Annotated in this window: 20 protein-coding genes and 1 riboswitch; of the genes, 4 read left to right on the top strand and 16 right to left on the bottom strand. The window is 59.6% G+C overall.

What is annotated here, in order from left to right:
- Positions 1-64: 64 nt before the first annotated feature.
- Positions 65-1,318 carry a class I SAM-dependent methyltransferase gene (locus ACR0J7_RS07750; RefSeq protein WP_480546051.1) on the top strand — a complete coding sequence of 418 codons (1,254 nt, stop codon included), beginning with the start codon at positions 65-67 and terminating at the stop codon, positions 1,316-1,318.
- Positions 1,319-1,566: 248 nt separating this feature from the next.
- On the opposite strand, the gene ACR0J7_RS07745 is transcribed toward ACR0J7_RS07750, so the two are convergent.
- From ACR0J7_RS07745 to ACR0J7_RS07730, 4 genes are all read right to left on the bottom strand, one after another.
- A complete protein-coding gene (locus ACR0J7_RS07745) occupies positions 1,567-2,157 on the bottom strand; it encodes a hypothetical protein (RefSeq protein ID WP_480913762.1) in 591 nt (196 codons plus the stop codon).
- Positions 2,158-2,267: 110 nt separating this feature from the next.
- Positions 2,268-2,666, bottom strand: a complete 399-nt coding sequence (gene mutT / locus ACR0J7_RS07740; RefSeq protein ID WP_267363933.1) for an 8-oxo-dGTP diphosphatase MutT — start codon at positions 2,664-2,666, stop codon at positions 2,268-2,270.
- On the bottom strand, positions 2,663-3,889 hold the full coding sequence (gene argJ / locus ACR0J7_RS07735; RefSeq protein WP_480913761.1) for a bifunctional glutamate N-acetyltransferase/amino-acid acetyltransferase ArgJ: 1,227 nt from the start codon (positions 3,887-3,889) through the stop codon (positions 2,663-2,665). The genes mutT and argJ overlap by 4 nt, the downstream gene beginning before the upstream one ends.
- Positions 3,890-3,894: 5 nt before the next feature.
- A complete protein-coding gene (locus ACR0J7_RS07730; protein WP_480913759.1) occupies positions 3,895-4,743 on the bottom strand; it encodes a peptidylprolyl isomerase in 849 nt (282 codons plus the stop codon).
- Between the two features lie 177 nt (positions 4,744-4,920).
- On the opposite strand from ACR0J7_RS07730, the gene secA reads away from it, so the two are divergent.
- The 3 genes from secA (at position 4,921) to ACR0J7_RS07715 (ending at position 10,237) form a co-directional block, all read left to right on the top strand.
- The gene (gene secA / locus ACR0J7_RS07725; protein ID WP_480586931.1) at positions 4,921-7,638 is read left to right on the top strand and encodes a preprotein translocase subunit SecA; all 2,718 of its coding nucleotides are present in this window, start codon (positions 4,921-4,923) and stop codon (positions 7,636-7,638) included.
- Between the two features lie 100 nt (positions 7,639-7,738).
- Complete coding sequence (locus ACR0J7_RS07720) at positions 7,739-8,656, top strand: hypothetical protein (protein WP_480913757.1); 918 nt, start codon at positions 7,739-7,741, stop codon at positions 8,654-8,656.
- A 24-nt stretch (positions 8,657-8,680) separates the two neighbouring features.
- On the top strand, positions 8,681-10,237 hold the full coding sequence (locus ACR0J7_RS07715) for a phosphate ABC transporter substrate-binding/OmpA family protein (protein WP_480913755.1): 1,557 nt from the start codon (positions 8,681-8,683) through the stop codon (positions 10,235-10,237).
- A gap of 3 nt (positions 10,238-10,240) precedes the next feature.
- Here ACR0J7_RS07715 and radC read toward each other — a convergent pair whose 3' ends face one another.
- The 12 genes from radC to dnaJ form a co-directional block, all read right to left on the bottom strand.
- Positions 10,241-10,996 carry a RadC family protein gene (gene radC, locus ACR0J7_RS07710; RefSeq protein ID WP_209506928.1) on the bottom strand — a complete coding sequence of 252 codons (756 nt, stop codon included), beginning with the start codon at positions 10,994-10,996 and terminating at the stop codon, positions 10,241-10,243.
- Positions 10,997-11,031: 35 nt separating this feature from the next.
- Positions 11,032-11,766, bottom strand: a complete 735-nt coding sequence (locus tag ACR0J7_RS07705; RefSeq protein ID WP_480913753.1) for an ABC transporter permease — start codon at positions 11,764-11,766, stop codon at positions 11,032-11,034.
- On the bottom strand, positions 11,763-12,491 hold the full coding sequence (locus tag ACR0J7_RS07700) for an ABC transporter ATP-binding protein (RefSeq protein ID WP_480913751.1): 729 nt from the start codon (positions 12,489-12,491) through the stop codon (positions 11,763-11,765). Before ACR0J7_RS07700 ends, ACR0J7_RS07705 begins: the two co-directional genes overlap by 4 nt.
- The gene (locus ACR0J7_RS07695) at positions 12,488-13,162 is read right to left on the bottom strand and encodes a TenA family protein (RefSeq protein ID WP_480913750.1); all 675 of its coding nucleotides are present in this window, start codon (positions 13,160-13,162) and stop codon (positions 12,488-12,490) included. The genes ACR0J7_RS07700 and ACR0J7_RS07695 overlap by 4 nt, the downstream gene beginning before the upstream one ends.
- Positions 13,159-14,094, bottom strand: coding sequence for an ABC transporter substrate-binding protein (locus ACR0J7_RS07690; protein ID WP_480474352.1), 936 nt, complete (start codon positions 14,092-14,094; stop codon positions 13,159-13,161). Before ACR0J7_RS07690 ends, ACR0J7_RS07695 begins: the two co-directional genes overlap by 4 nt.
- 18 nt (positions 14,095-14,112) lie before the next feature.
- A complete protein-coding gene (locus ACR0J7_RS07685) occupies positions 14,113-15,078 on the bottom strand; it encodes a ThiF family adenylyltransferase (RefSeq protein ID WP_480913748.1) in 966 nt (321 codons plus the stop codon).
- Entirely contained in the window at positions 15,075-15,671 is a 597-nt protein-coding gene (locus tag ACR0J7_RS07680; RefSeq protein WP_480559220.1) for a thiamine phosphate synthase, read from the bottom strand. Before ACR0J7_RS07680 ends, ACR0J7_RS07685 begins: the two co-directional genes overlap by 4 nt.
- Positions 15,668-16,432 carry a thiazole synthase gene (locus ACR0J7_RS07675; RefSeq protein ID WP_480474355.1) on the bottom strand — a complete coding sequence of 255 codons (765 nt, stop codon included), beginning with the start codon at positions 16,430-16,432 and terminating at the stop codon, positions 15,668-15,670. The genes ACR0J7_RS07680 and ACR0J7_RS07675 overlap by 4 nt, the downstream gene beginning before the upstream one ends.
- A 2-nt stretch (positions 16,433-16,434) precedes the next feature.
- Positions 16,435-16,629 carry a sulfur carrier protein ThiS gene (thiS, locus tag ACR0J7_RS07670; RefSeq protein ID WP_480506885.1) on the bottom strand — a complete coding sequence of 65 codons (195 nt, stop codon included), beginning with the start codon at positions 16,627-16,629 and terminating at the stop codon, positions 16,435-16,437.
- Entirely contained in the window at positions 16,613-17,590 is a 978-nt protein-coding gene (thiO, locus tag ACR0J7_RS07665; protein WP_480898638.1) for a glycine oxidase ThiO, read from the bottom strand. The genes thiS and thiO overlap by 17 nt, the downstream gene beginning before the upstream one ends.
- Positions 17,587-18,390: a bifunctional hydroxymethylpyrimidine kinase/phosphomethylpyrimidine kinase gene (thiD, locus tag ACR0J7_RS07660; protein WP_480898640.1), complete on the bottom strand. Its 804-nt coding sequence runs from the start codon at positions 18,388-18,390 to the stop codon at positions 17,587-17,589. Before thiD ends, thiO begins: the two co-directional genes overlap by 4 nt.
- A gap of 44 nt (positions 18,391-18,434) precedes the next feature.
- Positions 18,435-18,540: riboswitch (TPP riboswitch) on the bottom strand.
- 239 nt (positions 18,541-18,779) lie between these two features.
- On the bottom strand, positions 18,780-19,925 hold the full coding sequence (dnaJ, locus tag ACR0J7_RS07655; protein WP_209598968.1) for a molecular chaperone DnaJ: 1,146 nt from the start codon (positions 19,923-19,925) through the stop codon (positions 18,780-18,782).
- Between the last annotated feature and the right edge of the window lie 48 nt (positions 19,926-19,973).

Here is a 19,973-nt window from a genome sequence, read left to right as displayed (position 1 = left end):
TCAGCGTCAACTTTTTCCTGATGTTTTCTCAATTCTTACGAATTGTAACAGGTGCAGAGGGGTGATGTTACGTTTTGTACAATATGAACATGTCGGGCTATTGAACGGTTATGCGCTGCACAGGTTGTTATGCGGGTTCGACGAACAGGACGAAAATTGCGAAGAGGCACAACCAGAAGAGAGAGCAACTGCGCCATCTATTAATCTCAGAACGACGCGAAAATTGTCTCTGAAATCACAAACCTGCGACAACCACAGCTTCCGTTTTTCGCCACGGATAGCTGGACATTACCAGCTATCTATTCAAAGTGAGGCGACTTACAATTCATTTGAGGACAGAAGGTTGGGACTCAGGCGATTTTTCAGGCGGCATTTTCGCGCGCAAACTCATACTCCAGCGCAAAATCAGGAATACCAAGCAGGTGCCGGGCACCCTCTTTACAACTATGTTTGCGATTTTCCAGCTTTGGATCTAATTCGTGAGTTCGCCGAACCCAATCCGAAAGCAACAGACGGGGTGGTGACCAACTTTCTTGGCGTCAGAATTGAACCACGCGTGATGTCCAGCATCCTGGAACCCCTGGCAGGCAAGGTAGAACCTATTCCCGATCCGGGTAATTGGCATGCAGACATCGCAGAATGGGCGGCAACACTTCTGTCTGTGAAAGAGGCCTCAGGTACTTACCGGATTATTGAACTTGGTTGCGGTTGGGGATGCTGGCTAAATAATATGGGCTTCGTCGCCAAAAAGAGAGGGTTAAGCGTCGACCTGATCGGTATCGAAGGTGACAGCTCTCATCTGGAAAACGCCGAGCGCACGTTTCAACTGAACGGCTTCAACCCAAGTGAGTACCGCCTTGTCAATGGGGTGGCCGCCAGCAAAGAGGGCATCGCGCTTTTCCCAAAATACGAAGAGGCGCACGAAAACTGGGGCGCAGAGCCGATTTTCTATCCGGACGAAAAGGTTCTGGCCGAATCCCGCGCCAAAGGTGACTATACAGAGCTGAATTGTTATACGCTTGAAACCCTGTCTAATGGCGAAGCTGTCGATCTGCTACACATCGATATTCAGGGCTCGGAGCTGGACTTTGTGCAGAGCAACTTCGACGGCATAGAAAATCTTGTAAAGCGCGTGTTTATCGGAACGCACTCTCGCTATCTTGAAGGCGCTTTGCAGGAGTTTTTCCTGACAAAGGGATGGACGCTCGAAATGGACCGCCCCGTGATTCACAGGTTGATCGAAGGTCGGCCACAGATCGAAATTGATGGCGTGCTGCTGTTCAAAAACCCGAACCACGACAAGCTACCGCTTCATTGACAGAAATGCGGTTTGCGTCTGGCGTTTGGCGCTATTGGTTTCTTGTGACGGCGCGGGAATGCCGCGCCGTCCGATGACCGTCTGTATTTAGCAGCCGCATCATCTTTTACATTATACAGATATCCAGATTAGCTTTGACCTATAAGTGGTATCCGGTAGCCTTGGGCTTTACCGTACCAAACAGGTCCCGTGTGCAGCAGGGATGCCGGACCGGCAAACAGACTTCGACCTTCGGCAGGTTGGCGCGGCTATTGATACTTAGCTTTTAATGCTGCTTTTTTAAAACGACCAACAGATGTTGAGCGCAACGTGTACAGCAACCCCAAAAGTTTCGTGTTCAAGGGCATTGTCTTATCGCGGTAAACGAGGCTTGCCTCATAGGGCTTGTTGGCGTCGCAAAGTTCAATGATTTCGCCTGCGGCCAAAAGCATCTCTTCCATCAGGGCTTCGGCGGCTTCCGCCTTGCTTGCCTCATCCCCTGAAATTGATTTGTCTCTTTGGGACTTTCGGCGGAAATCCACAATGGCAGCGGGCACGTATTCAGTGACCCGATTTCTGAACCGCGTCATGTCAGAGCCATTGGCCTGAGTGCCGTCCGATTTGGTGTAGGAGTTGTAATCACCGTATAGGGCCAGGATCGTACTTGTCTGGTGAAACAAAAGATCCTGCCGCGCAAAATCGAGCTCAACGTAGCGGTCAATTCGGGCCTGTTCTTCGATCATGACCGTTATCGCAGTCTTCGCATCATCTGCTTTGGCACCATGAACCACCAAAACAAAAAAGGCCAAAATCAAAACAATCCTGGACCCCCAAAGCTTTGCAACTCGACTTGCAATCATAACGAGGTACTCCTTCACCGTTGAGAAAGCACTCGAACACTACCACAAATCGGCAAATAAATCCGCCAAGCTGAAATTCGGGCCGTTTGCGCCTGACGCCCCTTGAGCCCTTACAACCAATCCCGCAGGATCGGGATCAGGGGCACATCTGCGGCGGGCATGGGGTAGTTGCGCAGGTCATTTGCGCGGACCCATTTCAGCGCCTGCCCCTCTTTCGACTGTGGGATACCCTGCCATTTGCGGCAGGCGAACAGCGGCATCAGCAGGTGGAAATCGTCATAGCTGTGGCTGGCAAAGGTCAGGGGGGCGAGGCACGAGGCCCAGGTATCGATGCCCAGCTCCTCGTGCAATTCGCGGATCAGGGCGGCCTCGGGGGTTTCGCCGGGCTCGATCTTGCCGCCGGGAAATTCCCAAAGACCGGCCATGGATTTACCCTCGGGGCGTTGGGCCAACAGCACCCGGCCCTCGATGTCGATCAGGGCGACCGCAGAGACCAACACGGTTTTCACGAGCGGTAATCCGCGTTGATCTCGATATACCCATGGGTCAGATCGCAGGTCCACACGGTGGATTTGCCCGCGCTCAGGCCCAGATCAACGGCGATGACCAGATCCTGACCTTTCATATAAGCGGCGGCTGCGTCTTCGCTGTAATCGGGGCTGACCCAGCCTTTTTCGGCCACAAGGATGTCGCCGAAAGAAATGCTCAGCAGGTCGCGATCCGCCGCGGCGCCGGATTTACCGATGGCCATGACGATACGACCCCAGTTCGGATCTTCGCCCGCGATGGCGGTTTTGACCAGCGGAGAGTTGGCGATGGCAAGGCCGTGGGTCTTGGCGTCAGCGTCTGTTGCGGCCCCTGTCACGCGGATTTCGACGAATTTCGTGGCACCTTCGCCATCGCGCACCACTTGCTGGGCCAGATCCAGCATCACGGCTTCCAGCGCCTCGGCGAAGGCCGCGTTGCCGGTGGCGTCCACACCCGAAGCGCCGGTGGCGCACAGCAGCAGGCTGTCCGAGGTGGATGTATCGCTGTCCACGGTGATGCTGTTGAACGTCCGGTCTGTCTGCGCGCCCAGCATCGCCTGCAACGCCGATTGTTCGACCTGCGCGTCGGTAAAGATATAGACCAGCATCGTCGCCATATCTGGCGCAATCATGCCGGAACCCTTTGCAATCCCCGCAATAGAAACTGTTTTGCCATCAATTTCGATCTGCGCCACGGCCCCTTTCGGGAAGGTGTCCGTGGTCATGATCGCGCGTGCGGCGTCTTCGATCGCGTGACGGCTGAGACCCGCCTTCAGCGTTTCAAGCTTGGCAATGATGCGGTCATGAGCCAGCGGCTCACCAATCACGCCGGTGGAGGAGGTAAAGACCCGCTCGACCGGAACACCAGTCGCCTTCGAGACGGCCTGCGTCACCTCGGCCACCGAGGTCTGACCATAATGCCCGGTAAAGGCATTGGCATTGCCCGAGTTCACCAGGATCGCCGCCGGGCCATCACTGGGCCCGCCGATCTTGTCCTGACAATCCAGAACCGGTGCCGCCCGTGTGGCCGAACGGGTAAAGACCCCGGCCACAGATGTGCCCGGGTCCAGCACGGCCAGCATGACATCGGTGCGGCCCTGATATCGCACGCCCGCCGCGACGGTGGCGAACCGCACACCGTCAATTGCAGGCAAATCAGGGAAGGACGCTGGCGCCAGCGGCGAAACCTTGGTGATCTTGGCCACGGGGGTTACTCCTGAATCAGGTCCAGCTGGCGCAGGACTTCGGGTCCGGCACCTTCCAGAGCGGGGCGGTCGATCTGGGCCTGCTGTGTCAGTTCATCGATGCGCGCCTGAATGGCGTCCTGCTGAACGGTTTGTGCAAGCTCTTCGCGCACGGCATCCAGCGCGGGCGCTTCGGTTTTGCGCTTGTCGTTCAGCTTGACCACATGCCAGCCGAACTGCGTCTGAACCGGGTCGGACACCTGCCCTTTTTCGAGCGCGACCACGGCTGTTTCGAATTCCGGTACCATCTGGCCCTTGCCGAACCAGCCCAGCGAGCCGCCATTGGGGCCGGACGGACCGGTGGAGTGCGCGCGCGCGAGTTCGGCGAAATCGGCGCCGTCATCAAGCTGCGCCTTGAGGTCGTTGGCCTGTTCTTCGGTCTCGACCAGAATGTGGCTGGCATCGAATTCGTCCTCACCCGCGAAATCGTTGTACTGCGCGTCGTAGGCTGCCTGAATGGCCTCGTCCGTGACAACGGTATCGGTCAGGGCTGTGACGGTCTGAACCGCCAGAAGTGAGCGTTCTTCATTTTTCAGCCGCAGCGTGTTCAGTTTGTTCAGCCCGTCCTGCTGTTGCCCCAGCAATTGCTGCTGGATCAGCTGTTCCAGTACGAAGTCGAACAATACGTCATCTTCGGCCTGCTGGTACTGCGGCGGCAGGGCGGCAACGGTTGCGATCACGTGACCCAAAGTGATCTCATCCCCGTTCACACGCGCCACCACGGTGGATGCATCCGGCTGGGTTTCGGCGGCCAGCGGCAAGGCCATCATGGCGGTCAGAGCCAGCGATGGCAGAATAGTGAGGCCTTTGGGCATTGAATCATCCTATTTCCTTGCCGCGGCAGGGCGCAGCGTTGACACTCTGGAACCTGCCGCTTACATCGCTTTGAAGCCTTGGACAGGGCCGCCTTTCACCCCCCGTATCTATGGGTTGCGCGCAAGGTGGGCAAGCCTGTCAAAAACCAAGACAAGAACAGATCCGCTGGAGTGAACATGCTGGGACTCGGAACGCTCGCCAAAAAGGTGTTCGGAACACCGAACGACCGCAAGATCAAGGCGACCCGCCCCCTGATCGAAAAGATCAACGCGCTGGAACCCGAGTTCGAGAAACTGTCCGATCAGGGCCTGATCGACAAGACAGAAGACCTGCGCAAACGCGCGCTGGATGGCGAAAGCCTTGACGATCTGCTGCCCGAAGCCTTTGCCAACGTGCGCGAAGGCGCCCGCCGCGCGCTGGGGCTGCGCGCCTTTGACGTGCAGCTGATGGGCGGTGTTTTCCTGCATCAGGGTAACATCTCGGAAATGAAGACGGGTGAGGGCAAGACACTGGTCGCGACCCTCCCTGCCTATCTGAACGCGCTGACCGGCAAGGGCGTGCATGTGGTCACGGTGAACGAATACCTGGCCAAGCGCGACGCGGAATGGATGGGCAAGGTGTTTGCTGCCGTAGGCATGACCACAGGCGTGATCTGGTCGGGCCAGCCTGACGCGGAAAAACTGGCCGCCTATTCCTGCGACATCACCTATGCCACCAACAACGAGCTGGGTTTTGACTATCTGCGCGACAACATGAAGGCCGATCTGGAGCAGGTTTACCAGAAGCACCACAATTTCGCGATTGTGGACGAGGTCGATTCGATCCTGATCGACGAGGCGCGGACGCCGCTGATCATCTCGGGTCCGGCACAGGACCGCTCGGACCTGTATACCGCCATCGATGCGCTGATCCCGAGTCTGACCGACGAACACTACACGTTGGACGAAAAGGCCCGCAACGTGACCTTCACGGATGAGGGCAACGAGTTTCTGGAGCAGCAGCTGTTGGCTGCCGGCCTGATTCCTGAAGGCCATTCGCTGTATGACCCGGAAAGCACGACCGTGGTGCATCACGTGAATCAGGGTCTGCGCGCGCACAAGCTGTTCCAGCGCGACAAGGATTACATCGTGCGCGACGGCAATGTCGTTCTGATCGACGAATTCACGGGCCGCATGATGCCGGGCCGCCGCCTGTCCGAGGGCCTGCATCAGGCCATCGAAGCCAAGGAAAACGTGCAGATTCAGCCTGAGAACGTGACGCTGGCCAGTGTGACCTTCCAGAACTATTTCCGCCTTTACGACAAGCTGGGCGGCATGACCGGGACCGCCCTGACCGAGGCCGAGGAATTTGCCGAGATTTACGGCCTGGGCGTGGTTGAGGTTCCGACCAACAAGCCGATTGCCCGTGTGGACGAGGATGATCAGGTCTATCGCACCGCCATGGAAAAATATGGCGCGATGATCGAAGAGACCAAATTGGCGCAGGAAAAGGGTCAGCCGGTTCTGCTGGGGACGACCTCGATCGAGAAATCGGAACTGCTGAGCCAGATGCTGACCAAGGAAGGCATCGCCCATAACGTTCTGAACGCCCGCCAGCACGAGCAGGAGGCGCAGATTGTCGCTGATGCCGGCCGTCTGGGCGCGGTGACCATCGCCACCAACATGGCCGGTCGCGGCACCGACATTCAGCTGGGCGGCAATGTCGAGATGAAGGTGCTGCAAGCGATTGCGGACAACCCCGAGGCTGATCCGTCGGAGCTGCGCGCCGCAGAAGAGGCGCGCCACGCGGAAGAAAAAGAAAAGGTTCTGGCCGCAGGGGGCCTTTATGTGATGGCGTCCGAACGCCATGAAAGCCGCCGCATCGACAACCAGCTGCGCGGCCGTTCGGGCCGTCAGGGCGATCCGGGCCGTACCGTATTCTACCTGAGCCTTGAAGACGACCTGATGCGCATCTTTGGCTCGGAACGGCTGGACAAGGTGCTGACCACGTTGGGCATGAAAGAAGGCGAGGCGATCATTCACCCCTGGGTGAACAAGTCGCTGGAACGCGCGCAGTCCAAGGTCGAGGGCCGCAACTTCGACATGCGCAAGAACGTTCTGAAATTCGACGACGTGATGAACGATCAGCGCAAGGTGATCTTTAGCCAGCGCCGCGAGATCATGTCGGCCAATGACCTGTCCGAGATCGTCTCGGATATGCGCGAGCAGGTGATCGACGATCTGATTGACGAATACATGCCGCCGAAATCCTATGCGGATCAGTGGGATACCGACGGTCTGCATGCGGCGATCAAGGACAAGCTGACCATCGATGCACCGGTTCAGGACTGGGCTGCCGAAGAAGGCGTGGATGACGAGCAGGTGCGCGAGCGCCTGATCAAGGCCGCGGATGAGATGATGGCCCAGAAGGCGGTTGCCTTTGGTCCCGAAAACATGCGCAACATCGAAAAGCAGGTGCTGTTGCAGACCATCGACAGCAAATGGCGCGAGCATCTGCTTACGCTGGAACATCTGCGCTCGGTCGTGGGGTTCCGCGGCTATGCCCAGCGCGACCCGCTGAACGAATACAAGAACGAAAGCTTCCAGCTGTTCGAATCCATGCTGGACGGTTTGCGGGAAACCGTGACACAGCAATTGTCGCGCGTGCGTCCACTGACCGAAGAAGAGCAGAGGGAAATGCTGGCGCAGATGGCGGCGCAACAGGCGCAGGCCCAGCAGGCCGTGGACAAGGCCGCAAGCCAGGCCGAGGCCAAGGCCGAAGCGGCGGCGTCAGGCGATGCCCTGCCGGGTTTTGACGAGAGTGATCCGTCGACCTGGGGTAACCCGTCGCGAAACGACCTGTGCCCCTGCGGATCCGGCAAGAAGTTCAAACACTGCCACGGCAGATTGACCTGACGTTAACACCCTTTAATCACAATGAGTCCGTCTCGCGGCCACAAATTGGCCGCGATTGGTGGCGAGAGTGCAAGCTGCTCCTTCAACTGGGGAGGGTGTCTTGTTTGTAGTTCGCAACTACGTAACCATGTGCGGAACGGTCGCTTGTGCCCTGGGCATAGGCTATCTGATGCAGAACGGACCGGCTGCGCAGCAGAACCGCGCGCAGGGCGGTGTCGATGTGGCCTCTGTTGCCGATCAGTCTTCGATTCTGTCGGGACTGGACAGTATCGTTCTGACTTCGGCCACCGTATCAGATGCCGATCCGGTCACTGTTACACCGGCACCCCGCGCTGTACCTGTAGCCCCCAAGACATCGAACTGCCGGATCAGCGCGCACGCAAACGCAGCACCCGGTGCCTTGGCACACCTGTCGCTGAAAGCGCCGTGCCACAAGAACGAGCGGATTGAAATTCACCATAGCGGCCTGACTGTTAGCCAGATGACGGATGCCAGCGGCGCGCTGGACATGGCGATCCCGGCTCTTTCGGAATACGCGATCTTCCTGTTTTCTTTCGAAGATGAAACAGGCACTGTCGCCACCACTCACGTTCCCGAAATCGCCGGTTTTGATCGTGTTGTCTTGCAATGGCAGGGTGATACCGAGTTGCAGATTCATGCGCTGGAATTTGGTGCCAGCTATGGCGCGGATGGCCATGTCTGGGATGACGCATCTGCCGAAGGCGCCGGTAAGGTTATGCGTCTGGGTCAGTCCGGTTCCGGTATGACGCAGAATATCGAAGTGTATTCTTTCCCGGCCAGTACGTCGGATCAATCCGGCACGATTGACCTGACTGTCGAGGCCGAAGTGACCGATGCAAATTGCGGCCACACGCTGAACGTGCAGTCGCTGGAGTTGTTGTCGGACCGCCGCCTGCGGTCGCGCGACATGTCAGTGACCCTGCCGGATTGTTCGCGCGCGGGCGAGTTTCTGGTGTTGAATAATCTGCTCTCAGACCTGACAATCGCGGCAAAGTAATCCGCAGGCAGGCTTGAACCTCTTATGACATTTTTCCGTGTGGCGGTGGCTGCGCTGTTTTCCGTGACGGTGGCGACCGGTGCTTTTGGGCAGGACATCACACTGACCTCGCATGATGGCAAGGTCGAAGTGACCGGCAATCTGCTGAGCTTTGACGGTGAGTTCTATCGCGTCGATACGCAATTCGGGACGTTGACCGTGGATGGCTCGGGCGTCACTTGTGAGGGGCCCGCCTGCCCCAACCTGATCGATTTCGTCGCCGAAGTGCAGTTTTCCGGATCATCGGTGATGGCGGAAACGGTGCTGCCCGCCCTGATCATCGGCTTTGCCCGTCAGGAAGACCTGACCGCGACCCCCGCCCGCGTGGATGAGGACACCTTTGTTTACGAGCTGCATCAGGCAGGCCGGTCGGCGCCGCTGGCACGGTTTTTCTTTGACGTGGGCACCACCGATCGCGGGTTCAGTGACCTGATCGCGGACCAGGCGGATATCGTGATGGCCCTGCGCGAGATGCGCGAGGCCGAGCGGGAGGCTGCCGAGGCTGCGGGGTTGGGTGATCTGAAGCGCGCCCGTCGGTCGCGGGTCATTGCACTGGATGCCATGGTCCCGGTCGTGGCCCCCGACAGCGTGATGCGGCAGGTTTCGCTGGCGGACCTGGCCCGCATTCTGTCCGGAGAGGTCAGCAACTGGGCGCAGCTGGGTGGGCCGGATGCCCCTATTGCACTGCATGTGCCAGAGGCCGGGTCGGGGCTGGCGCAGGCGGTCGAGGATCAGGTTCTGAAAACCGCCGGTGTGGACCTGACCGATACGGCGATCCACCACAAACGCATACATGACCTGACCGCGGCCGTGGCTAAGGATCCGTTCTCCATCGGGATCGCCAGCAAGGCATCGGCCCATGGCACCCGCGCTTTGCCGTTGACCGGCGGGTGCGGGCATCCGCTGGCCGCGACCCGCCAGTCGATCAAGACTGAAGATTACCCACTGAATATGCCCATGTTCCTGTATCTGCCGGAACGACGCCTGCCCCGGATTGCGCGGCAGTTTCTGGCCTATAGCCAAAGCCCCGATGCGCAGATGGCCATACGTGACGCAGGATATGTGGATCAATCTGCTGAAACCCTGCCGGTTGGCGTACAGGGGGACCGGCTTGCCAATGCGGTCGTCACTGGTGGAACTGAGGTCGGACTTGAGGAGTTGCAGCGCATGATCAAGACCCTGCGCCCCTTGTCGCGCCTGTCCCTGTCGGTTCGGTTCGAACCCGGATCGTCCCGTCCGGACGCGCAGTCACGCGCCAGTATTCAGCAACTGGCACAAATGCTAGACGCGGGTACGTTGCAGGCACGCAAGGTGGTGTTTGCAGGCTTCAGCGATGGGGGCGGGGGTGCCGTTTCAAATGCCCGCATCGCCCTGCGGCGCGCGCAAACCGTGCGGAACGCGGTTATCGCCGCGCTTGAAGCCCCGATCCCTGACAGTATCGCGGTTACCGCCGAAGGATTTGGCGAAGCGATGCCCATGGCCTGCGACGACACCGAATGGGGCCGCAAGGTCAACCGGCGGGTCGAGATTTGGGTGCAGTAGCCACTAGAGATACCCTTCGGAACGAAAGCTGAGCTCGGTCGATTTGCCGATGATCAGGTGGTCATGCAGCGTCAGCCCCAGGGCGGAACAGGCATCCTGTATGCGGTTGGTCATGTCGATGTCCGACTGTGACGGCGTTGGGTCGCCCGAAGGATGGTTGTGCACCAGGATCAGGGCCGATGCATTCAGCTCCAGCGCCCGTTTGGCCACTTCGCGCGGATAGACGGGCACGTGATCCACGGTGCCTTTGGCCTGTTCCTCATCCGCGATCAGGACGTTCTTGCGATCCAGATAGAAAACGCGAAATTGCTCGGTCTCGCGATGCGCCATTGTTGTATGGCAATAATCCAGAAGCGCGTCCCAGCTGGATATCACGTGCCGCTGCATCACCCGCGCCCGTGCCATCCGATGCGCGCAGGCTTCGAGGATTTTCAGATCGGTGATGACCGTGTCACCAACGCCCTTGATCTGACGCAGCCGTTCTTCGGGCGCGGTCAACACGCGGTTGAAATCGCCAAAGGCATTCATCAATGCCCGCGCCAATGGTTTCACATCTTGCCGCGGGATGGACCGGAACAAAACCAGCTCCAGCAACTCATAATCCGGGATCGCTGCGGACCCGCCCGCCATGAACCGTTCGCGCAGCCGCTTGCGATGGTCTTTGATGTAGGAGGGTAACCGACCATTCGGCAGCGGCTGCGCTGGCGCTTCGTCCGTATCAAACAGCATGGGGGCTTCGGCAAAGGCGTCCTGTGTCATGCGTTTACCCTGACGCAGAATCACTTTCCGAAAGGTTAACGCACCTCTCCTGCCATACGCACGGTGGCGCGGCGGACAATCATGTGCAGAAGGATCGAAAACACGCCCAGCGTCAGCATCGCCGCAAACATCAGGTCCGTCTTGGCGCGGCCATTGGCCAGCAGCATCAGATATCCCAGACCTTGCGATGAACCGACCCATTCACCGATCACGGCACCGATCGGCGCATACACCGCCGCAAGCCGCATCCCCGAGGCCAAAGACGGCAACGCCGCAGGGACACGGATATGCCACAACACAGCGCGCTTGCTGGCCTGCATCGTGCGCGCAAGGTCCAGATACCCCTGCGGTGTTCGCATCAAACCGTCAAAGAAGGACGACGTGATCGGGAAGTAGATGATCAGGACCGCCATCGCGACCTTTGACAACAGGCCATAGCCCAGCCACAGGGTCAGCAACGGGGCCAGTGCAAAGACCGGCAAGGCCTGCGTGAACACCAGCATTGGCTGCACCAGAACCCGTGCGACACGGGAATTGGCCAGCTGCAATGCGGTGACAACGCCCAGCAACGTGCCGCAGGCAAGACCGATAATGACCTCAATGGCTGTGATCCAGGTATGTTCTGCAATCAGCCAGCGGTTCTGCCACCAGGTTTCAGCAACCACCGCAGGGCCGGGCAGGATGAACTTTGGCAATCCGGTCAGGGTCACGATCCCCTGCCAGATGGCAAGGGCAAACAGGGTTGCTGCCAGAACAGAGAGGGACTTCATAACCCGCCCTCCCGCAGCAGCCGCAAAAGCGCGCCTTGTGTTTCCAGCGTCTGCAAATCATCCACGCTGCGCGGGGCTGGAGCAACCGGCGGGTCGCACGGTGTCAGCCCGTGCTGTGTCATGACGACGATGGATTGCCCCAGACGCGCGGCCTCGCCCGGATCGTGGGTTACCAGAAGGACAGTGCGGCCTTTCAGCGCCTCGGCGGCCAGATCCTGCATATCGGCACGGGTTCGGGCATCAAGGGCGGAAAAGGGTTCATCTAGCAACACAATCGGCCGGTCTTCCATCAGGGTGCGGGCCAGTGCCACGCGCTGACGCTGCCCACCCGAAAGCTCGGGCGGTTTCTTGGTCATATGGTCCTGCAACCGCATCCGCTCGATCAGGCGGTCGCGCCGGTCAAGGTCAACTTTCTCGCCCCGCAGTCGCGCGCCCAACGAGACGTTTTGCGCAACACTCGCCCAAGGCAGCAACAGGTCGTCCTGCGCCATATAAGCGACCCGGTCTGAAACCGGCTGGCCATCGCTGGCGGTGATCCGGCCCGAGAATTCAGCCCCGGTTGCCAGCCCGGCAATCAGCCGCAAGACCGTGGTTTTGCCAACACCCGATCCGCCCAGCAGACAGGTCCAAGCCCCAGCGTCAAGCGTCAGGGTCAGCGGTGCGAACAGAATCGCACCGTCGATCGTAGCAGTGCCGCTGATGGTCAGATCGGGCGCCGGGGTCATGGGGTCAGACCCATCTGCCAGAAATTGACCTCCAATTCCGTCGCTGTACGGAACGTCCGGCACAGACGATCCCAGCGGGGCGAAGATTGGAAATCCGCCCCAATCCGCCCTGTTAGAGCCGAATCCAGCAATTCACCCACGGCCGCGCAGGCGTTCTGATAGCCCTCGTCCGCATAGGTATCGATCCAGCCACGATAGGTCGTTGATGTTGCCTCTGCAGACAGGCGGGTGCCAATCTCACCATATCCCATGACGCACGGTACAAGTGCGGTCAGAAGATCCAGCAGATCACCGCTATAGCCCGCCTCGAGAACAAAGCGGGTATAGGCCAGATTCTCGGGCCGTTCAGGCGTTGCAAACAGATCGGACTGCGAAATGCCTTCTGCTTCGCAAATACCGATATGCAGCTTCATCTCTTCGCTGATCAGGCCGTTCACGGTACGCGACGCCGCCAGCATTTCAGCATGTGTTTCCGATTTCACCACGGCCAGCGCCCAGGCGCGCGAGAAGTGGATCAGGAACACGTAATCCTGACGCAAATAGTGCAGGAACGCCGGACGTGGCAGGGTGCCGTCTTTCAGGGCTTCGACAAAAGCGTGGCGGGTGTAATCCCGCCACGGCCCCTGCGCCGCATCGCGCATCAGCGCAAAGGCTTTGCCATAATCGCTCATTGCGCGGTGACGTCGATGGCAATGTCGCTGACGGGCAGGACAGTGTCGATCATGCCGCTGTCGTTCAGGAACGCTTCGAACCGGGCATAACGGCCAGCGTCAAACCCGGCGGGACGCAGGGCAAAGCGCGGCAGCGTGTCGACCCATGCGCGCGCGTTCAACTCGTCCTGCAGCTCGGGCGAGGTGGCCGAGAAGACCTCCCAGCTTTTTTCCGGGTTGTTGACGATGTACTGAGTCGCTTTTTCGGTCGCGGCCAGGAAACGGGCGATCTTGTCTTTGTCCATCGTATCGGGGTTGGCGACATAGATCAGTTCGTCATAAGACGGCACGCCCTCTTCCTCGATATAGAAACAGGTGCCGGGGCGGCCTTCGATATCCATCTGGTTCAGTTCGAAGTTGCGATAGGCGCCAATCACCGCGTCCACCTGACCGGTCATCAGCGAGGGCGAGAGTGAGAAATTCACGTTGATCATCTCAACATCATCCAGCGCGACGTCGTATTTGCCAAGCACGGTGCTGAGGATGGCTTCTTCCACACCGGCGACGGAAAAACCGATTTTCTTTCCCTTGAGGTCAGCGGGCGATTTGATCGGGCCGTCTTTCAGAACCAGCAGGCAGTTCAGGGGCGTCGCGACCAGCGTGCCGACCCGTTTCAGCGGCAGCCCTTCGTGGATCTGCAAATGCAGCTGCGGCTGATAGGATACCGCCAGATCCGCCTGACCGGCAGCCACCAGACGCGGCGGCGCGGATGGGTCGGCAGGGGCAACGACTTCGACCTGCAACCCCTGCTCGGCGAAATAGCCGTTTTCCTGTGCCACGATGATGGGCCCGTGGTCGGGGTTGATGAACCAGTCCAGCAGGACGGTCATCTTGTCTTCGGCCCAGGCCGGCGCGGCGGCCAGAAGGGCAAGGGCTGTCATCAGCTTTTTCATATCTCACGTTTCCTTTTCTCAGGAGGCTGAGGCCGCGACGAGGACAATCTCGCCCGGCCAAATCGGTTGGATTTTCTCGGCAGCGCGCCATGCGCGCAGCCCGGTGGCACAGCAAAGGGCGAGGCGTTGCCCCTTGTTTGGGTCTATTTTTTGTATTTCTTCGGGTGAAATGCGCGTTGCATTCGGGTGAGCCGGAACCGGAGCTTCGTTCGGGTCACGCAGTTCGATAATCTGGTCTGTCTCCCTCAACTGACTGGCGGAGAGAAAGCGGAAACAGCTTGCCGGTTCCGGCGCGTCATCAAAACGAAACCCGGTACAGCGCAAGGTTCGCGCATCATATTGCACCATCTGCCCAAGCGGGGACGGGTCAAGCCGCAGGATCAGGTTCAGCGCCATCTGCGCCTGCATGGACCCGATCACACCGACAACGGGGCCCAGAACACCCGCCGTGGCGCAACTTGCGCCACTTTCCGGTGCGTCGGGGAAAACGGCACGCAGAGATGGCGCGCCGCCACAGAAACCGCCCACATAACCTGAAAGCCCCAGCACCGAGGCGCTGATCAGCGGCTTGCCTTGTGCCAGACAGGTATCCGACAGCAAATAACTGACCGCATAGCTGTCAGCACAATCCAGGATAATATCCGCCTGCGACACCAGATCAGGCGCATTTTCTCCTGTTAGAGCCATTTTCATGGCGATCACATCGATTTCGGCATTCAACGCACGGCATCGGTCAGCGGCGCGTTCGACCTTTGACAACCCGCAATCTTCTTCTGAAAACAATGTCTGGCGATGCAGGTTCGACAGATCGACGATGTCACCATCGACAATTGTGATATGCCCCACCCCGGCCCCGGCCAATAGCGGCAGCAGCGGCGCGGCCAGACCACCTGCGCCGACCACCAGAACACGGGCCGCAGTCAGGCGGGCCTGTCCTTCAGCCCCAACCTCGGGCAGCAGCGTTTGGCGGGCATAGCGGCTCATCTCGTGACCTCGATCCAAGCACGCACCCGCGCTTCGGGGTCGGCGTTCAGCGTGATGTCCGTGACGGCCGAGACGATGTCGGCCCCGGCTGCCAGCACCCCTGCTGCGCGCTCGACGCTCATGCCGCCAATGCCGACCAGAGGAATGTCGCCAACCCGCGCCTTCCATTCGGTCACGCGGGGCAGGCCCTGCTGATGCCACTTCATCTTTTTCAGGATGGTCGGATAGACCGGACCCAGCGCCACGTAATCGGGATCCATGGCCAGAACCCGCTCAAGCTCATCATCGTCATGAGTAGAAACGCCCAGCTTTAGACCCGCTTTTCGGATGGCTTTCAGGTCAGCATCATCCAGATCCTCTTGCCCCAGATGAACCCAGTCACAACCCAGATCGATGGCCCGCTGCCAGTAATCGTTGATCACCAGAACCGCCCCGTAGTCGCGGCACAGATCACGCGAGGCGGCAATCTGATCGCGCACCACTTCAACCGGCTGATCCTTGATACGCAGCTGCACCAGTTTGACACCCAGGGGCAGCATCTGCCGCAGCCAGTCCGAGTGATCGAAGATCGGATAGAAACGGTCCAGCGTCATGACAGGAAGGCCTTTCCAACAACAGGGGTCGAAGGTTCGGCCATATCGCGTGCCTCGATCGGGTCTGCCTGATGGGCCAGTTGTCCGGCATGGATTGCCTGCGCCATCGCCTTGGCCATCAGAACGGGGTCACCGGCACGGGCCACAGCGGTGTTCAGCAGAACGGCATCATAACCCAGTTCCATCGCATGGGCCGCGTGGCTGGGCAGGCCGATCCCGGCATCCACCACCAGCGGCGTGTCAGGGAACTCGGCCCGCATCGACCGCAGGGCGTATTCGTTGTTCAGCCCGCGCCCGGACCCGATAGGCGCCCCCCACGGCATCAGCACTTCGCACCCCGCTTCGAGCAGGCGTTCGCCCACGATCAGATCATCGGTGGTGTAGGGAAACACCTCAAACCCGTCTTCGGTCAGGATGCGCGCGGCCTCGACCAGCTGGAACACATCCGGCTGCAAACTGTCGGTGTGGCCAATCAGTTCCAGCTTGATCCATTTGGTATCAAACACTTCGCGCGCCATATGGGCTGTGGTCACCGCCTCTTTCACCGTATGACAGCCAGCCGTATTTGGCAGGATCAGTACACCCAGTTCACGGATCATCTGCCAGAATGTCTGCCCCGCGCCGGATTCCCGCCGCAGCGATACCGTTGCAACCGCCGCACCGCTTTCGCGAAAGGCCTGTTCCAGAATGGCGGGGCTGGGATATTGGGCGGTGCCCAGCATCAAGGGGTTCGGCAGTTCGATGCCGTAGAACGTTCGCATCCTCAGCCCCCCTGCATCGGCGCGACAACTTCGATCCGGTCGCCATCGGTCAGTTTGTGCCCAACGCGCAGGCTTGACGGCACGAAATCTTCGTTCACGGCGGTGGCCACACGGCCTGAGAAGCCGCATTCCAGCAACAGATCCGACAGGGTTTCCGCGCGCACATCGCGCGTCTCGCCGTTAAGCACGATCTTCATCGACCATCTCCGAATGTGTGTTGTCCAATGCCAGATCAGCGACACCCCGCGCCAGTGCAGGGGCCAGCAGATAGCCATGGCGATAAAGCCCGTTGGCATAAATTGTCCGGCCCAATCGCCGGATACGCGGCAGGTTGTCCGGGAAAGCGGGGCGCAGATCGACACCGATCTCCAGCACCTCGGCCTCGCCAAAGGCCGGGTTCACGGCATAGGCCGCGCTGAGCAGTTCCAGCATCGAACGCGCGGTGATGCGGCTGCTGTCCTCGGATTCGATCATAGTTGCGCCCAGCATGTAGACGCCATCCCCGCGCGGAACGATGTAAAGCGGCATCCGCGGGTGCAACAGCCGCACCGGACGCGAAAGGTTCACATCGGGGCAACGAAGAACCAGCATCTCACCCTTCACGCCGCGCAGGTCGTGCAGATATTCGCGCGCGTGCAAGCCCCGGCAGTCTATGGCGTTGTCCAGTTGCACCGGAGCCAGCTTTCGGTGGAATTCCACGCCTGCGCCTTGCAGGTGACGATGCAGATCGCGCAACGCCTGACGAGGATCAAGGTGAGCTTCGTTTTCAAAATACAGAGCTTTGCCGAACTTGCTCAGATCAGGCTCTAATTCGAGTATTTTCGCACGATCAACCTCGCTGAACCCTTCGGTCCGGCGTGCAAACCGGCGCAGGTCGGGCAGGTCGCGCGCATTGGCAACGACAAGAGTTCCATGTCTGTTTACCTGCGTTCGCTGCGCCCACCATTCGATTGCTTCCTGCCCCAGCCGCAGCACCGGTTCTTCCGCGTTTTCAAATTCACACCAAGGGGCCAGCATCCCACCGGCCCACCAGGAACACCCATGCGGGCCGGGCGGGCCGCCCGGATCGAAAACCTGCACCTTTGCCCCGCGTGACACAAGCTCGCTGGCCACGGCCAGACCCGTTACGCCCGCACCTATAACCGACCAGAGTGTCATGCGGGCCAGATCCGGTGGAAGTGGTGCACAGGACCGTGCCCGGCACCAATCTTCAGCTCATCCGCCCGCGCGATGGCCCCTTGCAGATAATTATGCGCCTGCGCGATCGCATCCCTCAGCGGCAGACCCCTGGCCAGACCGGCGGCGATCGAAGACGACAGAGTGCATCCGGTTCCGTGGGTGTTTTTCGTGTTCTGACGCGGGGCCTGAAATGCGGCCACGACGCCTGAGGGGTCGACCAACAGATCGTGGCAGACATCGCCCGACCCATGCCCGCCCTTCATCAAAACCGCACCCGCGCCCAGAGCACACAGGGCCTTGCCTTGTGCGGCCATCTCGTCCGGTGATTGCGCCGGTTTCGCATCCAGCAAACATGCCGCTTCGGGCAGATTGGGTGTCAGCACAGTCGCTGCTGGCACCATCACTTCGCGCAGTGTCCGGACCGCTTCCTGCGCCAACAACGCATCTCCGGATTTTGCGATCATGACAGGATCAAGAACGACGAGACCTTTGAACGCTTCCAGGCCTCGGGCCACTGTGTGAATGATCTCTGGCGTGGCAAGCATACCGATCTTGATGGCCGTCACATCCAGATCGCTGAGCACCGCGTCGATTTGCGCAGCAATGACATCCAGCGGAACCCCATGCACCGCAGTGACGGCTTGCGTGTTCTGCGCCGTAACAGCGGTAATGACGCTTGCGCCGAATACACCCAGCGCCGACATCGCTTTCAGATCGGCCTGAATCCCGGCGCCTCCGCCGCTGTCAGATCCTGCAATGGTCAGGGCAATTGCCGCCATGTCGTTGCTCCATCTTCTTTGGGCAACGAGGTGGGGAAAACGTCTGTGTTCATAAGACCGTTCCCTACGCCGGAATTGCCCGGATCAGGTTCGATGGGTTAGCGCGGTCGCGCCTCTCAGCCCTTTCACAGGACACCCCAACGGTTGTCGCGGACAATTTCAGGGTCAGCGGTTGGAATCAAGACCCAATTTGGCAAATGCATTGCCACTTTTGGTCATCTGATAAGGCCAATTGAATGTCTTTAGGGAGTATTTTGCGAGGCTCTGCCTCGCGCTCCGGGATATTTAGAGCCAGATGAATAAAGGATCCCTGCTTCATCTGGCCGGAAATATCCCGGGGGAGGCGCCCGGAACGGGCGGTGGGGGCAGAGCCCCCGTAACTCTGTTTGTCAGCTTTTCATACCGTCCCAGAAGGATTTGACGGATGAGAAGAAGCTTTTTGATTCCGGGTGGTTATCTTCGCCCAGGTCATCAAACTCGCGCAGCAGTTCTTTTTGGCGGCTGGTCAGGTTGACCGGGGTTTCGACGGCCAGTTCGATGAACATGTCGCCAACACCGCCGCCGCGCAGCGCGGGCATACCTTTGCCGCGCAGGCGCATTTGCCGGCCCGACTGGCTGCCTGCCGGGATTTGCACCCGCCCACGGCCGCCATCGATTGTCGGAACCTCGATCGATCCGCCCAGCGCGGCCTTGGCCATGCTGACCGGTACACGGCAATAGAGGTTCACGCTGTCGCGTTCGAACAATTTGTGATCAGACACTTCCACAAAGATGTAGAGGTCGCCCGGAGGGCCACCGCGCATTCCGGCCTCGCCTTCACCTGCCAGACGAATACGGGTACCGGTTTCGACACCAGCGGGGATGTTGACCGACAAGGCGCGATCTTTTTCGACGCGGCCTGCACCTTTACAGGATTTGCAGGGGTTCTTGATGATCTGACCCAGACCCGAGCAGGTGGGGCAGGTTCGTTCGACCGTAAAGAAACCCTGTTGCGCCCGTACCTTGCCCATGCCGGAACAGGTGGGGCAGGTTGTCGGCTCGACCCCGCCTTCTGCACCGGTTCCTTCGCAGGAAGAACAGGCCACGGCTGTCGGTACATTGATGGTTTTCTGCTGGCCCGAGAACGCCTCTTCCAGCGATACGCGCAGGTTATAGCGCAGGTCCGAGCCGCGCGCGGCGCGTCGACCGCCACCGCCACGTTGCCCACCCATGAAATCGCCGAACAGGTCATCGAACACATCCGAGAACGCGCTGGAGAAATCGCCCTGTCCAAAGCCGCCGCCAGGTCGGCCACCACCGCCCATGCCGTTTTCGAAGGCGGCGTGGCCAAAGCGGTCATAGGCCGCCTTTTTGTCGGCATCGCGCAGCACGTCATAAGCCTCGTTGGCTTCCTTGAACTGCGCCTCGGCATCCGGGTTGTCCTTGTTGCGGTCCGGATGCAGCTCTTTGGCTTTCGTGCGAAAGCCTTTCTTGATCTCATCCGCCGAAGCGCCCTTGGACACGCCGAGCACTTCGTAATAGTCGCGTTTTGACATCAGTATTTCCTTCTGCCTCAACGTAAATAGGCCGGCCCGGCATCCGGA

The organism is Ruegeria sp. O4 (assembly GCF_056535125.1).
The sequence above is the reverse complement of the archived record's forward strand: the minus strand, read 5'-3'. Positions and strand labels throughout refer to the sequence as shown.

Excerpts from the sequence above, each read along its gene's own strand:
- ACR0J7_RS07750 (WP_480546051.1), top strand. The coding sequence starts at position 65 with ATGTTACGTTTTGTACAATATGAACATGTCGGGCTATTGAACGGTTAT.
- ACR0J7_RS07745 (WP_480913762.1), bottom strand. The coding sequence starts at position 2,157 with ATGATTGCAAGTCGAGTTGCAAAGCTTTGGGGGTCCAGGATTGTTTTG.
- ACR0J7_RS07730 (WP_480913759.1), bottom strand. The coding sequence starts at position 4,743 with ATGCCCAAAGGCCTCACTATTCTGCCATCGCTGGCTCTGACCGCCATG.
- secA (WP_480586931.1), top strand. The coding sequence starts at position 4,921 with ATGCTGGGACTCGGAACGCTCGCCAAAAAGGTGTTCGGAACACCGAAC.
- ACR0J7_RS07715 (WP_480913755.1), top strand. The coding sequence starts at position 8,681 with ATGACATTTTTCCGTGTGGCGGTGGCTGCGCTGTTTTCCGTGACGGTG.
- radC (WP_209506928.1), bottom strand. The coding sequence starts at position 10,996 with ATGACACAGGACGCCTTTGCCGAAGCCCCCATGCTGTTTGATACGGAC.
- ACR0J7_RS07705 (WP_480913753.1), bottom strand. The coding sequence starts at position 11,766 with ATGAAGTCCCTCTCTGTTCTGGCAGCAACCCTGTTTGCCCTTGCCATC.
- ACR0J7_RS07700 (WP_480913751.1), bottom strand. The coding sequence starts at position 12,491 with ATGACCCCGGCGCCCGATCTGACCATCAGCGGCACTGCTACGATCGAC.
- ACR0J7_RS07695 (WP_480913750.1), bottom strand. The coding sequence starts at position 13,162 with ATGAGCGATTATGGCAAAGCCTTTGCGCTGATGCGCGATGCGGCGCAG.
- ACR0J7_RS07690 (WP_480474352.1), bottom strand. The coding sequence starts at position 14,094 with ATGAAAAAGCTGATGACAGCCCTTGCCCTTCTGGCCGCCGCGCCGGCC.
- ACR0J7_RS07685 (WP_480913748.1), bottom strand. The coding sequence starts at position 15,078 with ATGAGCCGCTATGCCCGCCAAACGCTGCTGCCCGAGGTTGGGGCTGAA.
- ACR0J7_RS07680 (WP_480559220.1), bottom strand. The coding sequence starts at position 15,671 with ATGACGCTGGACCGTTTCTATCCGATCTTCGATCACTCGGACTGGCTG.
- ACR0J7_RS07675 (WP_480474355.1), bottom strand. The coding sequence starts at position 16,432 with ATGCGAACGTTCTACGGCATCGAACTGCCGAACCCCTTGATGCTGGGC.
- thiS (WP_480506885.1), bottom strand. The coding sequence starts at position 16,629 with ATGAAGATCGTGCTTAACGGCGAGACGCGCGATGTGCGCGCGGAAACC.
- thiO (WP_480898638.1), bottom strand. The coding sequence starts at position 17,590 with ATGACACTCTGGTCGGTTATAGGTGCGGGCGTAACGGGTCTGGCCGTG.
- thiD (WP_480898640.1), bottom strand. The coding sequence starts at position 18,390 with ATGGCGGCAATTGCCCTGACCATTGCAGGATCTGACAGCGGCGGAGGC.
- dnaJ (WP_209598968.1), bottom strand. The coding sequence starts at position 19,925 with ATGTCAAAACGCGACTATTACGAAGTGCTCGGCGTGTCCAAGGGCGCT.